Annotated in this window: 6 protein-coding genes and 1 tRNA gene; 6 read left to right on the forward strand and 1 reads right to left on the reverse strand. The window is 70.3% G+C overall.

The genetic code is table 11. The features are described from left to right. Positions 1–91 precede the first annotated feature (91 nt). Positions 92–772, forward strand: a complete 681-nt coding sequence (locus tag SCA03_RS12120) for a DegT/DnrJ/EryC1/StrS family aminotransferase (protein ID WP_030877245.1) — start codon at positions 92–94, stop codon at positions 770–772. Positions 773–885: 113 nt separating this feature from the next. Further along, a tRNA-Thr gene (locus SCA03_RS12125) sits at positions 886–958 on the forward strand. 89 nt (positions 959–1,047) lie between these two features. Here SCA03_RS12125 and SCA03_RS12130 read toward each other — a convergent pair. Beyond that, entirely contained in the window at positions 1,048–3,681 is a 2,634-nt protein-coding gene (locus SCA03_RS12130; RefSeq protein WP_078872852.1) for a SpoIIE family protein phosphatase, read from the reverse strand. Positions 3,682–4,119: 438 nt separating this feature from the next. Between SCA03_RS12130 and SCA03_RS12135 the strand changes: the two genes are divergently transcribed. From SCA03_RS12135 to SCA03_RS12150, 4 genes are all read left to right on the forward strand, one after another. Continuing rightward, on the forward strand, positions 4,120–9,723 hold the full coding sequence (locus SCA03_RS12135; protein ID WP_086816768.1) for a HAMP domain-containing protein: 5,604 nt from the start codon (positions 4,120–4,122) through the stop codon (positions 9,721–9,723). A 253-nt stretch (positions 9,724–9,976) separates the two neighbouring features. Continuing rightward, positions 9,977–10,681 carry a response regulator gene (locus SCA03_RS12140; RefSeq protein ID WP_030877238.1) on the forward strand — a complete coding sequence of 235 codons (705 nt, stop codon included), beginning with the start codon at positions 9,977–9,979 and terminating at the stop codon, positions 10,679–10,681. Between the two features lie 108 nt (positions 10,682–10,789). Beyond that, positions 10,790–13,522, forward strand: a complete 2,733-nt coding sequence (locus tag SCA03_RS12145; protein WP_030877233.1) for an FtsK/SpoIIIE family DNA translocase — start codon at positions 10,790–10,792, stop codon at positions 13,520–13,522. Between the two features lie 274 nt (positions 13,523–13,796). Further along, positions 13,797–14,600, forward strand: a complete 804-nt coding sequence (locus SCA03_RS12150; protein WP_030877231.1) for a helix-turn-helix domain-containing protein — start codon at positions 13,797–13,799, stop codon at positions 14,598–14,600. Positions 14,601–14,684: the final 84 nt, after the last annotated feature.

The raw sequence follows: 14,684 nt of genomic DNA on the forward strand, positions 1-14,684 counted from the left end.
GAGGCCGTGGTCCTTGGAATTGATTCCGAGGACCACGGCTCTTTGTTTTCTGGTCACCTGGAGTTCATGTGGCGCCCGCAGCATCCTCGGCATGGGGACCAGGGATGTGGCCGAGGCCGGTATCGCTGTGGGGGACGAGGTGATCGTGCCGTCCTTCGGGGGGCTGGAGATCGCCGAGGCCGTTCGGGAGCTGGGCGCTCGGCCCGTGTTTGCGGATGTCGATCCCGATGACTTCTGTCTTGATCCGGGCGCTGCGGAGGCGCGGGTGTCGCCGCGGACGGCGGCGATCGTCCCGGTGCATCTCTTCGGACAGCCGGCGAACATGGCGGGGTTGCGGGCGTTGGGCGCGCGTGTGGGAGCCCGGGTGTGCGCCTGGGAGCCGTTGCCGCGTGCCGACGCGGTGGACGCGGTGCGGCGTCGGCAGCACGCCGGTTATCTGAGTCGGCGGCTGCGGGGCGTGGTGGTGCCGCCTGGCTCCGCCGAGCACGCCTACACGTCGTTCGTGGTGCGTGTGCCGGGGAACGGGCGGCCGGATCGGGATGCGTTCCGGCGGGCGTTGCGGCTGCGCGGGGTGCACAGCGAGGTCCCGGTGCGGGTGCCGGCACATCTCGTGCCCGGGTTCCGTAGCGGGGTGCGGCTTCCGGTGTCCGAGCAGGCCGCGGACGAGTGTCTGGCGCTTCCGTTGGCCGCCTCGATGACCAAGCGCGAGCTCCAGCACATGGTTTCGGCGTGCAACGGGCTGGGCGGGCTGTTGCGGGAACGGGCGAGCTGAACAGGGGCCGGTGCGCCGCCGGTTGGAGCCGGTGAGGCGAAGGGCCGACGGGAGTCCGGGCGCGGATTCGTTCGCGGGGCGGGGGATCGGGTAAGATCTTTCCCGCTGGCCGCGCCCCAATAGCTCAGTCGGCAGAGCGTCTCCATGGTAAGGAGAAGGTCAACGGTTCGATTCCGTTTTGGGGCTCTTGCACAGCAGAAGGGGCCCCGCCGACCGGCGGGGCCCCCTTCTGCGTTTCTCCGTCCTCGGTTCTGCGTTTTCGGCGGCCGGTGTGATCACTCCGGGATACGCATGGCGAGGATGGCCATGTCGTCGGAGGGCGCGGCTGTGGCGAAGCGTTCCACGGCGCGCATGATGCGGGCGGCCACCGCGCCGGCGGTCAATCCCGTACAGGTGGTGAGCACTTCGGCCAGGCCGTCGTCGCCGAGCATGCGGGTGCCCTCGCGGCGTTCCGTGACGCCGTCGGTGACGCAGAGCAGGACATCGCCCGGGTCGAGGGTGACCGTCTGCTCGTACAGTTCGAGGTCGTCCATGACGCCGAGCAACGGCTGGGGGTCGGCGGCCGGTTCGACCGAGCCGTCCTGGCGCAGGCGCAGCGGCAGCGGGTGTCCGGCGCAGACGACCTTGAGTTCGGCGCTGCCGTCCTCCTGGGGGCGCATCTCGCCGTAGAGGAGCGTGAGGAAGCGGCTGCGGGCGCCCTCGTCGAGGATGGCGGCGTTGAGGCGTTCCAGGACGGCCGGGCCGCCGAGCCCCTCCCGGGCGAGCAACCGCAGGGCGTGGCGGGCGAGTCCGGTGACGGCCGCGGCCTCGGGGCCCGTGCCGCACACGTCGCCGATGGCGAAGCCGTAGGTGCCGTCGGCGATTTCGAACAGGTCGTAGAAGTCGCCGCCGACCTCGTTGCCCTCGCCCGCGGCGCGGTAGATGACCTCGCGTTCGACACCGCCGGTGATCTCGGGCAGGTCCGGCGGCAGCAGGCTGCGCTGGAGCGACTGGCTGATGGCCGTGCGCTCCGAGTACAGGCGGGCATTGTCGAGCGCGAGGGCGGCGCGTCGGGAGAGGTCCTCGGCGAGCTCCAGGATCTCCTGGCGGAAGCGCTCGTCCGTGGGCTTGCCGAGGGTCAGCATGCCGATGACGCGGTTGCGGGCGACGAGCGGCAGGACGACGGTCTCGCCGCCGACGGTGGCCGCCGTTGCGAGCGTGGTGCCCGGGGCGATGTGAGCGTCGTCCTGGTTGAGCGCGACGCTGCGCAGGGAGGTGCGCAGCGCGGCCGAGTGCGCGGCGTCGCTGGGCGCGGTCCAGACGCTGGCGCCCGGCGTGGGCACCGGCTCCGGCGGCTGGACCCTGGCCAGCAGCGCCTTGAGGTTGTCGATGCGGTCCTCGTCCTCGTGCAGGACGTAGGAGAGCTTGGGCTCCGAGCCCGGTTCGGCGACGGTGTAGACGGCGCACCAGGTGGCCAGCGTCGGCACCGTCATCTGGGCCACGAGCGCCAGCGTCTGGTCCCGGTCGAGGGTGCCCGCGAGCAGGTCGGACGCCTCGACGAGGAAGGACAGCGAGCCGCGGCGCAGGCGTTCCAGCTCGGTCAGCCGGGCGCGTTCGACGGCCAGCGCGATCCGGTCGGCCGCGAACTGGAGCCGTAGCGCCTCCTCGTTGGTGTAGCGGCCGGGCGCCTCGGTGGCGACGCCCAGGGAGCCGGTGAGCCGGCCCTCGACCTTGAGCGGGACGGTGACGACCGAGCGCATGCCGGTGCCGGTCAGCAGCGGGACGGCGCCCGGCACGATGGACAGGTCCTCGTGGACGGACGGCATCCGGGCCGAGCCGTAGCGTCCGCTGCCGGCCTCGACGGGGACGCGGGCGAAGCGCTGCCGGGCGGAGGGGAGCCCGGTGGAGGCCCGTACCTCCAGCTCGGTCTCGTCGTCGGTGGCGAGCAGGAGGTAGGCGGCGTCGCCGTCGAGCATGTCGCGGGCGCGTTCCACGGTGCGCTGGAGCAGGCCGTCGAGGTCGTCGGGGGCCGGGGAGCCGATGAAGACCTCGAACGGGTCGGCGGCCGAGGTGTCCTGGGCGTCGGAGGCGCCGCCGGCGGTGTCGTGGGCGTGGACGCGGGGCGGGGACTGCAGGACGGCGCGCTCGTGGTCGCGTACGAGCAGACAGACCGTGGAGGGTTCGCCGTCGCTGTCCCGTACGCGCAGGTGCGAGGCGTAGACGGGGACGGTGCGGCCGTCGGCGCCGCGCATCCCGTAGGAGCCCTCCCAGCGGGAGAGCCGCAGTGCCTCGGCGATACCGGTGCTGGTGCCCGGGGTGTGCGGCCAGGCGGCCAGGTCGGTGAGGGGTTTGCCGATGACCTGCTCGGCGGGGTAGTCGAAGAGGTCGGTGGCGTCCTCGTTCCAGGCGCTGATGCAGCCGTTGCGGTCGACCTGGACGACGGCGACCCGTACGCGGGTGTCGGTGACGGGGAGGGCGGTGTCCGGGAGCGGCGGCCCGGCGGTGCGGGTGCCGACGGGGCGTTCGGGCAGATCCAGCCGGAACCAGACGCGCTTGTCGGAGGAGGTGTAGTCGACGCCCCAGCGGGTGGCCAGCGCGGCGCACAGCAGCAGTCCGCGGCCGCCCTCGCGGTCGGTGCTCACCGGGAACTGGCCGGGTTCCTGGAGCGGTAGTTCGCGTTCCGGGTAGCGGTCGATGATCTCGACGCGGGCGCCGTCGTCGTCGCGCAGGCAGACGACCTCGGCGGCCGTACCGGCGTGCACCACGGCGTTGGTGACCAGCTCGCTGGTGAGGACGACGGCGTCGTCGACGATGTCGGCCAGGCCCCAGCCCTGGAGGGTGTCGCGCACGAAGCCGCGCGCTGTGGCGACCGAGCGGCCGACCGGTTCGAACGTGGCGGCGGCTCGGGCGGTGATCACTTGTCTCCCCATGGACGTCCTGTCGGCAAGGTGCGTCGGTGTGCGCTGCGCGCCCACGACCGGGAGGCGCTCCGCCTCGGCCGCCGGGCCGTCCGGCCCAGGGGGCCCGGCCGGGGTGCCCCCACACCGGGCGCTCTGCTCTTGCGTCACCGCAGCGCCCCTCCGTTGCCCTTCGTACTCGCACCGCTGCCCACTGTGTCGCCCCCCGCCGGTCGGTCCGGTGGTTGGTGGCCCACCCGCGTGGGGGGCTCCGGGACAGCCGGGTGCCAAGGTTACTTACGTTCTCTGGGCCGGTGGCTGCCGGATGCGGGTGATTTCCGCCCAGGCCGGGGGTGGAGTGCGATATGCCATGCTGCCGAACTGTTATCGCCGGGTTCGGGCAGGGTGAAACACTGGGAAGGCTCGGAGTAAAGGGCCCGGGCAGCGAGAGGTCGACCCGCAGGAGGGGCAGTGGAGTCTGGCGCAGCGGCGCGCAGCAGCAACACGCGCGCGAAGGGCGGTCGCTCCCGCAAGAACGGGACGATCGAGGTGGATGCCGCCTCCGTGAACAAGCTCCTGACCGCGCTGACCGCGATGCGTGACGGCAATTTCCGTAAGCGCATCACCGTCACGGGCGAGGGCCCCATGGCCGAGATCGCCGCCGTATTCAACGAGGTGGCGGACCAGAATCTGCATCTCACCGGTGAGTTGTCCCGGGTACGGCGTGTGGTCGGCCGTGAAGGAAAGCTCACGGAGCGTTTGCAGACGGGCACCTGTGAGGGTTCCTGGGCCTCGGCGATCGACGCGGCGAACGCACTGGTCGACGATCTTGTCCGGCCCGTCTCGGAGGTCGGCAGGGTGTTGTCGGCCGTCGCGGACGGTGACTTGGAGCAGCGCATGGATCTGCGCTCGCGGGGCTCCGAGGGGGGCGGGCACCCGCTGCGGGGGGAGTTCCTGAAGGTCGGCCGTACGGTCAACGGGCTGGTCGACCAGCTGTCGGCGTTCACCGACGAGGTGACGCGGGTGGCCAGTGAGGTCGGTACCGAGGGCAAGCTCGGCGGGCAGGCCCGGGTGCGCGGAATGTCGGGCTCCTGGAAGGACCTCACGGACTCCGTCAACACGATGGCGTCCCGGCTGACGGCTCAGGTGCGGGACATTGCCCTGGTGACGACCGCGGTGGCGAAGGGCGATCTGTCACGCAAGGTGACCGTGCATGTCGCGGGGGAGATGCTGGAGCTGAAGAACACCGTCAACACGATGGTGGACCAGCTCTCCTCGTTCCAGTCGGAGGTCAACCGCGTCGCGCGGGAGGTCGGTACCGAGGGTCAGCTGGGCGGTCAGGCGCGGGTGGAGGGCGTCGCGGGTGTCTGGAAGGACCTCACGGACTCCGTCAATCTCATGGCGGGCAATCTGACCTCCCAGGTGCGGGAGATCTCTCAGGTGACCACCGCTGTCGCCAACGGCGACCTGTCGCAGAAGATCACCGTGAACGCGCGGGGCGAGGTCGCGCAGCTCGCGGACACCATCAACGCCATGACGGACACGCTGCGCACGCTGGCGGACGAGGTGACGCGTGCGGCGAGCGAGGTCGGCACGGACGGGGTGCTGGGCGGGCAGGCCGTCGTGCCGGGGGCCGCGGGGATCTGGAAGGACCTGACGGACTCGGTCAACAGCGCGTTCCGGAATCTGACGGCTCAGGTGCGGGACATCGCGCAGGTGACGACGGCCGTGGCGAACGGTGATCTGTCGCAGAAGGTGACGGTCGATGTCTCGGGTGAGATGGCGGAGTTGAAGAGCACCGTCAACACCATGGTTGACCAGCTGTCGTCGTTCGGTGCCGAGGTGACGCGCGTCGCGCGGGAGATCGGGGTCGACGGCGAACTCGGGGGCCAGGCCGCCGTGCCGGGGGCCGCCGGCACCTGGAAGGACCTCACGGATTCGGTGAACACCGCGTTCCGGAACCTGACCGGGCAGGTGCGCAACATCGCGCAGGTGACGACCGCGGTGGCCAATGGCGATCTGTCGCAGAAGGTGACGGTCGATGTCTCCGGCGAGATGGCGGAGTTGAAGAACACCGTCAACACCATGGTCGATCAGCTGTCGTCCTTCGCCGAGCAGGTCACCAGGATGGCCAGGGACGTCGGCACGGAGGGCCGGCTCGGTGGTCAGGCACGCGTCGACGGGGTCTCGGGCACCTGGCGGGATCTGACGAACTCCGTCAACTTCATGGCGAACAATCTGACGTCGCAGGTGCGGCAGATCGCTCAGGTGACCACGGCTGTGGCACGCGGCGACCTCTCGCAGAAGATCGAGGTGGACGCGCGCGGCGAGATCCTCGAACTGAAGAACACCATCAACACGATGGTCGACCAGCTGTCCGCGTTCGCCGACCAGGTGACCCGTATGGCGCGGGAGGTCGGCACGGAGGGGCGGCTGGGCGGCCAGGCCCAGGTGCCGGGTGTCGCGGGCGTGTGGCGGGAGCTGACGGACTCGGTCAACGGGATGGCCGGGAATCTCACCAGCCAGGTGCGCAACATCTCGCAGGTCGCCACAGCTGTGGCGCGGGGTGATCTCTCGCAGAAGATCGACGTCGATGCGCGGGGCGAGATCCTGGAGCTGAAGACGACGCTGAACACGATGGTGGATCAGCTGTCGTCGTTCGCCGAGCAGGTGACGCGGGTGGCCCGTGAGGTGGGCACCGAGGGCATCCTGGGCGGCCAGGCCGAGGTGAAGGGCCTCTCGGGGACGTGGAAGGACCTGACGCAGTCGGTCAACTTCATGGCGAACAACCTCACTTCACAGGTGCGCAACATCGCCGAGGTCACCACGGCCGTCGCCCAGGGCGATCTGTCGAAGAAGATCACCGTGGACGCCAAGGGCGAGGTGCTCGCGCTCGTCACCACCGTGAACACGATGGTGGACACGCTCTCCTCGTTCGCCGAGCAGGTGACGCGCGTGGCCCGCGAGGTGGGCACCGAGGGCCAGCTGGGCGGCCAGGCGCGGGTGCGGGACGTGTCGGGCATCTGGAAGGACCTCACCGACAACGTCAACATCATGGCCAACAATCTGACGAGCCAGGTGCGGAACATCTCGCAGGTGGCCACGGCCGTCGCCAACGGTGATCTGACGAAGAAGGTCACCGTGGAGGCGAGCGGCGAGGTCGCGCAGCTGGCGGACACCGTCAACACGATGGTCACGACGCTCTCCTCGTTCGCCGACCAGGTCACCCGCGTCGCGCGGGAGGTCGGTACGGACGGTGTGCTGGGCGGCCAGGCGCGGGTGCCGGGCGTCGCCGGCACGTGGAAGGACCTCACCGAGTCGGTGAACTCGATGGCGTCGAATCTGACCGGCCAGGTCCGGCAGATCGCGATGGTGACCACGGCGATCGCCAAGGGTGACCTCACGAAGAAGATCGACATCGAGGCCAACGGCGAGATCCTGCAACTGAAGACGACGATCAACACGATGGTGGATCAGCTGTCGTCGTTCGCCGAGCAGGTGACGCGGGTGGCCCGCGAGGTGGGCACCGAGGGCGAGTTGGGCGGTCAGGCGCGGGTGCCGGGCGTCGCCGGTACGTGGAAGGACCTGACCGACTCGGTGAACGAGATGGCCGGCAACCTCACCCGGCAGGTGCGGGCCATCGCCGAGGTGGCGACGGCGGTGACGCGCGGCGATCACAACGTGCGCATCGACGTCGAGGCGGCCGGCGAGATCCTGGAACTCCAGGGCTACATCAACACGATGATCGCCAACCTGCGCGAGACGACGCTGGCCAACCAGGAACAGGACTGGCTCAAGACCAACCTCGCCCGGATCTCCGGGCTGATGCAGGGCCGCCGCGATCTGCGGGACGTGGCCGGGCTGATCATGAGCGAGCTGACCCCCGTGGTCTCCGCACAGCACGGCGCGTTCTTCATCTCGCTGCCGCCCGGGACGCCGGAGGGCGCGGTCGGCGTGGGCGCCGGGCCGAGCGAGGACGGCTCCTACGAGCTGCGGATGCTGGGCAGCTACGGGTACAGCACGGAGACCATGCCCACCCGGTTCCGGCCGGGTGAATCCCTCGTGGGAACGGCCGCGAAGGAGAAGCGCACGGTCATGGTGGAGAGCGTGCCTCCGGGGTATCTGAAGATCTCTTCGGGGCTCGGGGAGGCGCCGCCCGCACATGTGGTCGTGCTGCCGGTCATCTTCGAGGGCACCGTCCTGGGGGTCATCGAACTGGCGTCGTTCCAGCCGTTCGCGCAGATCCAGAAGGACTTCCTCAGCCAGATCGCCGAGATGATCGCGACGAGCGTCAACACCATCAGCGTCAACATGCGTACCGAGCGGCTGCTGGAGCAGTCGCAGGAGCTGACCAAGCAGCTCAAGGAGCGCTCCGGTGAGCTGGAGAACCGGCAGAAGGCGTTGCAGGAATCCAACGCACAGCTGGAGGAGAAAGCGGAGCAGCTGGCGCAGACGAACAGCGACATCGAGATCAAGAACCGGGAGATCGAGGAGGCGCGGCAGGTTCTGGAGGAGCGTGCCGAGCAGCTGTCCGTCTCGATGCGGTACAAGTCCGAGTTCCTGGCGAACATGTCGCACGAGCTGCGTACTCCGCTCAACTCGCTGCTGATCCTGGCCAAGTTGCTCGCGGACAACGCGGAGAACAACCTCTCGCCCAAGCAGGTCGAGTTCGCCGAGACCATTCACGGCGCGGGCTCGGATCTGCTCCAGCTGATCAACGACATCCTGGACCTGTCCAAGGTCGAGGCGGGCAAGATGGACGTCAGCCCGACCCGGATCGCGCTGGTGCAGCTGGTCGACTACGTCGAAGCAACGTTCCGTCCGCTGACCGCGGAGAAGGGCCTGGACTTCTCGGTGCGGGTCTCCCCGGAGCTGCCGCCGACCCTGCACACCGACGAGCAGCGGCTGCTCCAGGTGCTGCGCAACCTGCTGTCGAACGCGGTGAAGTTCACCGACAGCGGGGCCGTCGAGCTGGTGATCAGCGCCGCACAGCAGGACGTGCCGGACGCGATCCGGGAGCAGATGCTGGAGGCCGGCTCGCTGAGCGACCCGGACGCCGAACTGATCGCGTTCTCCGTGACGGACACCGGCATCGGCATCGCCCAGAGCAAGATGCGGGTGATCTTCGAGGCGTTCAAGCAGGCCGACGGCACCACGAGCCGCAAGTACGGCGGCACCGGCCTGGGGCTGTCCATCAGCCGTGAGATCGCCCGGCTGCTGGGCGGCGAGATCTACGCCGTGAGCGAGCCGGGCCGCGGCTCGACGTTCACGCTCTACCTGCCGCTGCACCCCACGGAGCTGCCGCCGCAGGGCTACGCCCAGCTGGGCTCGGGCGCCACCTTGGCGATCGCGGCGGCGGACACGGGCGCCGCCGCGGCCGAGCCCGTCGAGACCGGCGGCCCGGCCGTGGAGGGCGCCGAGGCCCCCTCCGGCTCCGTCACGCAGGCCGCCGGGCCGGAGGAGCCGAGCCCCGAGCAGGCGGCGCAGGAGGCCGCGCACGTCCTGGCGGACCGGCACCGTATGCGCTCCGGTACGGGGCAGGCGCCGGAGCTGCCGCCCGAGGCGCAGCCGGCCCCCGCGTCCCAGAACGGGAGCAGTGCCGAGGCGGCCGTCGTGCCGCAGCCCGCTGAGGCGGCGGCAGAGGGCGCCGAGACGCAGGGTACGGCCGTCGCGGAGCCGGAAACCGCGGGTGGCGGCGGTCTGGTGGGCCGTAAGGTGCTCATCGTCGACGACGACATCCGGAACGTTTTCGCGCTCACCAGCGTCCTGGAACAGCACGGGCTCCAGGTGCTGTACGCGGAGAACGGCCGCGAGGGCATCGAGGTGCTCGAACAGCACGACGACGCAGCGGTCGTGCTGATGGACATCATGATGCCGGAGATGGACGGCTACGCGACGACGGCGGCGATCCGCAAGATGCCGCAGTTCGCCGGGTTGCCGATCATCGCGCTGACGGCCAAGGCGATGAAGGGCGACCGGGAGAAGAGCCTGGAGGCCGGCGCCTCGGACTACGTCACGAAGCCGGTGGACACCGATCATCTGCTGTCCGTCATGCGCCGCTGGATCGGGGGCTGAGGACTGTGACACGGTGGTCCGGGGCGGGCCACATGCTGACTCAGTGTGGTCGGTAACGTGTGGAAACGCGGTGCAGCGGGAACCTTTTGGTCCCCTGGTGCGTTTCTGCTACGTGCACAGTGACATCTCGGTGACAGGGTGTGGCGGGTCGCAGGGTGCGGCTACCATGACCGGCACAAGGACGGGCGGCGGCAACAGAGAGCCGCTCCCAGGGGCGGCGTCCGAAGGGCTGCCGGGGCGAGGAGGACGGGCCATGGTGCAGAAGGCCAAGATCCTCCTGGTCGATGACCGGCCGGAGAATCTGCTGGCGCTGGAGGCCATTCTCTCCGCGCTCGATCAGACGCTGGTGCGGGCATCGTCAGGGGAGGAAGCGCTCAAAGCGCTGCTGACGGACGATTTCGCGGTCATTCTGCTGGATGTCCAGATGCCGGGCATGGACGGCTTCGAGACAGCGGCGCACATCAAACGCAGGGAGCGCACCCGGGACATCCCGATCATCTTCCTCACCGCGATCAACCACGGGCCGCATCACACCTTCCGTGGTTACGCGGCCGGCGCGGTGGACTACATCTCGAAGCCGTTCGACCCGTGGGTGCTGCGCGCCAAGGTCTCGGTCTTCGTGGATCTCTACATGAAGAACGTCCAGCTGCGTGAGCAGGCGGCGCTGCTGCGCCTCCAGTTGGAGGGCGGGCAGGCGGCCGAGCAGCAGCCCGGCGGGCCGGACGAGGAGGGCGAGCCGGAGACGCCGGGGCTCCTGGTCGAGCTGTCCGCGCGGCTGGCCGCGGTGGAGGAACAGGCGGAAGTGCTCACCAAGCAGTTGGACGGCACCGCCGACACCGCGACGGCGGCGACCGCCGCACATCTGGAACGCAAACTCGGCGGGCTGCGCAGGGCACTTGACGCGCTGGACCCGGGCACCGGCGGTGACCCCTCGCAGCAGGTGCCCTCGCAGAACTGACCGTCTCCCGGCTCCGGGCGGAACGACGGGCTCCCGCCCGGGCGGCGGCCGCCCTCCGTGCCCCGGTCATCCGTGCCTCGCGTGACCGGCACAGGTAACCTCACCCCCATGGCCTCACGTACGTCGGGAACAGGAAAGGCAGCCAAGAAAGCGCCAGCGAAGAAGGCTGCCGCGAAAAAGAGCCCGGCGAAGAAGGCACCCGCCAAGAAGGCACCTGCCAAGAAGGCGCCGGCGAAGAAGAAGGCGGCGGCCAAGCCGAAGGGCAAGCCGGCACCGTCCCCCACGAACGGCATCTTCCGTGTGGTGAAGGCGTGCTGGCTGGGCGTCGCCCACGCGCTGGGCGCGCTGCTGCGCGGGATAGGACGCAGCGGCAAGGCTCTCGACCCGGCGCACCGCAAGGACGGGCTGGCGCTGCTGCTGCTGGGCATCGCGCTGGTCGTGGCGGCGGGCACCTGGTCCAACCTCCAGGGCCCGGTGGGCGATCTGGTGGAGATGCTCGTCACCGGTGCCTTCGGACGGCTGGACCTGCTGGTGCCGATACTGCTGACGGTGATCTCCGTGCGGCTGATCCGGCACCCGGAGCGGCCGGAGGCCAACGGCCGTATCGTCATCGGCCTTTCGGCTCTGGTCGTCGGCGTGCTGGGGCTGGTGCACATCGGCTGCGGTGCGCCAGGCCGGGGCGAGGGCGAGGACGCCGTACGCGATGCGGGCGGCCTGATCGGCTGGGGCGTCTCGCGGCCGCTCATCACCACCCTCGGCGACATGCTCGCCGTGGCACTGCTGGTGCTCGTCACCGTCTTCGGCCTCCTCGTGGTGACGGCGACGCCGGTCAACGCCATTCCGCAGCGGCTGCGTGCCGCCGGTGTGCGCCTCGGCGTCGTCCAGCCGGCGGACGAGGAGGTGTACGAGGAGGACGCGGAGCCCGAGCAGACGTCCGGTCGCCGGCACAACATGCGCAAGGACAACATCGAGCCCGCGCTGGCCGAGAAGGAGGCGCTCGACCGGCGGCGCGCCGGGCGCAAGGGCAAGCGCGCGGGCGCACAGCAGCTGCCGGAGGACGCGGACGGCACCGAGAAGACCGTGGACGCGGTCGACGTCGCGGCGGCTGCCGCCGCCTCGCTGGACGGCGCGGTGCTGAACGGGGTGCAGCCCTCGCCGCTGGTGGCCGATCTGACCAGTTCCGTCTCCAAGGCGCGCAGCCGCAAGGGCAGCGACGCGTCCGCCGTGCCGGGCGCCCGTGAGGACAGCGGGGCCGGAGCGGGGCAGACGGCCGACGGGTCCCCCGTGCCGGATCTGACGAAGGCGCCGGCGCCGCCCGAGCCGGACTCCCTGCCGCCGCGGGCCGAACAGCTCCAGCTGTCGGGGGACATCACCTACTCGCTGCCGTCGCTGGATCTGCTGGAGCGCGGCGGCCCGGGGCGGGCACGCAGTGAGGTCAACGACCAGGTGGTGCAGTCGCTCAGCCAGGTCTTCACCGAGTTCAAGGTGGACGCGGCCGTCACCGGGTTCACCCGCGGCCCGACGGTGACCCGCTACGAGATCGAGCTGGGCCCGGGCGTGAAGGTCGAGAAGATCACCGCGCTGGCCAAGAACATCGCCTACGCCGTGGCCAGCCCGGACGTGCGCATCATCAACCCCATCCCGGGCAAGTCGGCCGTCGGCATCGAGATCCCCAACAGCGACCGCGAGATGGTCAATCTCGGGGACGTGCTGCGCTCCGCGGAGGCGGCGGGCGAGGAGCATCCGCTGCTGGTGGGCCTCGGCAAGGACGTCGAGGGCGGCTACGTCTCGGCCAATCTCGCGAAGATGCCGCACATCCTCGTCGCGGGTGCGACGGGTTCCGGCAAGTCCTCCTGCATCAACTGCCTGATCACCTCGGTGATGGCGCGGGCGACGCCGGAGGATGTGCGGATGGTGCTGGTGGACCCCAAGCGGGTGGAGCTGACGGCCTACGAGGGCATCCCGCACCTCATCACGCCGATCATCACCAACCCCAAGAAGGCGGCGGAGGCGTTGCAGTGGGTCGTGCGCGAGATGGATCTGCGCTACGACGATCTGGCAGCGTTCGGCTTCCGGCACATCGACGACTTCAACGAGGCCGTGCGCGCCGGCCGGGTCTCCGCGCCGGAGGGCAGCGAGCGCGAGCTGGCGCCCTACCCGTATCTGCTGGTGATCGTCGACGAGCTGGCCGACCTGATGATGGTGGCCCCGCGGGACGTCGAGGACGCGATCGTGCGGATCACACAGCTCGCCCGGGCGGCCGGTATCCACCTGGTGCTGGCCACGCAGCGGCCCTCGGTGGACGTCGTCACCGGTCTGATCAAGGCCAACGTCCCCTCCCGGCTGGGCTTTTCGACCTCGTCGCTGGCCGACAGCCGCGTCATCCTGGACCAGCCGGGCGCCGAGAAGCTCATCGGCAAGGGCGACGGGCTGTTCCTGCCGATGGGCGCGAGCAAGCCGGTGCGGATGCAGGGGGCGTTCGTCACCGAGCAGGAGGTCTCCTCCGTCGTCGAGCACTGCAAGGCGCAGATGGCGCCGGTCTTCCGGGACGACGTCACCGGGGGGCAGGGCCCGAAGAAGGAGATCGACGAGGAGATCGGCGACGACATGGATCTGCTCTGCCAGGCGGCGGAGCTGGTCGTCTCGACCCAGTTCGGGTCCACCTCGATGCTCCAGCGCAAGCTGCGCGTGGGCTTCGCCAAGGCCGGGCGGCTGATGGACCTCATGGAGTCGCGCGGTGTGGTCGGCCCGAGCGAGGGGTCCAAGGCACGCGATGTGCTGGTGAAGCCGGACGAGCTGGAGGGCGTGCTGGAGACGATCCGGGGCGGGGGCAAGCCGTAGCGGCCGGCGCCGGTTCCGAGGGGCGCGGGAGAGCGCGGAGAGGGTGCGGGGAGGGCGCAGGGAGCCGGTAGGGCTCACTCGAAAGGGCGAGCGAGGCAACCCCGGGCGCGGCAGGTACGTCAACCTGGGCAGTGGAGCGGTGAGATGGTCTCCGGCCGCGTGCTGCGGCCGTCCCGGATGGCGGACAAACTCGCTCCGCCCGCTTGCCCCACCCTTTTGCTCCGCCCCTAGACTGAACCTCCAGCAGGTGGCTACACGCTCGAAAGGCGCCCCCGTGTCCATCGGCAACTCCCCCGAAGAGGACCGGCCTTCGGTCGGTCGAGCCCTCCAGCAGGCCCGTATCGACGCGCGGATGTCCGTGGACGAGATCAGTGCGTCCACGCGGGTGCGGGTCCCGATCGTGAACGCCATCGAGCAGGACGACTACTCGCGGTGCGGAGGCGACGTCTACGCACGCGGCCACATCCGGACCCTCGCCCGGGCCGTCGGCCTCGACGGCGACGCCCTCGTCGAGCAGTTCGACGAGGAACACGGGGGGCGCCCCGCACCGACGGCTCCCGGCACGCTGTTCGAGGCGGAGCGGATCCGTCCGGAGCCGCGCCGGCCGAACTGGACGGCGGCCATGGTCGCCGCGATCGTGATCGTGATCGGCTTCGTCGGTTTCACCCTCTTCAGCGGCGGCGACAGCGAGTCCGGCAAGCCCGTCGCCGAGGACACCCCCTCCCAGAGCCCGACCGCGAAGCCCAGCGACAAGCCGAGCCCCTCCCGGCCGGCCGACCCCGAACCGTCCGACAGCGCCATCGCGGGGGCCCCGGCGGACAAGGTCACGGTGCGGGTGACGGCCGAGCAGGGCAAGAGCTGGGTCTCGGCCAAGGACCACAACGGGCGGCTGATCCACGACGGGGTGCTCAAGGAGGGCGAGTCGAAGACCCTCACCGACGACAAGCGGCTGGATCTCGTGCTGGGCAACGCGGGTGGCGTGAAGCTGTTCGTCAACGGCAAGGAGGTCGAGCACGTCGGCGAGGTCGGACAGGTGCAGCGGCTCAGTTACACCCGGGGTGATCCGGAGGCCGGTTGAGGCGCCCGTGCGCGGGCGGCCGGGGTGCGGGAGAGCGGGGAGAACCTCGCGGCAAGTGGTGTGGGAGGGACGAAGTAGGCTGAG

It is taken from the genome of Streptomyces cacaoi, assembly GCF_006539165.1.
Classification (GTDB): Bacteria; Actinomycetota; Actinomycetes; order Streptomycetales; family Streptomycetaceae; genus Streptomyces; species Streptomyces cacaoi.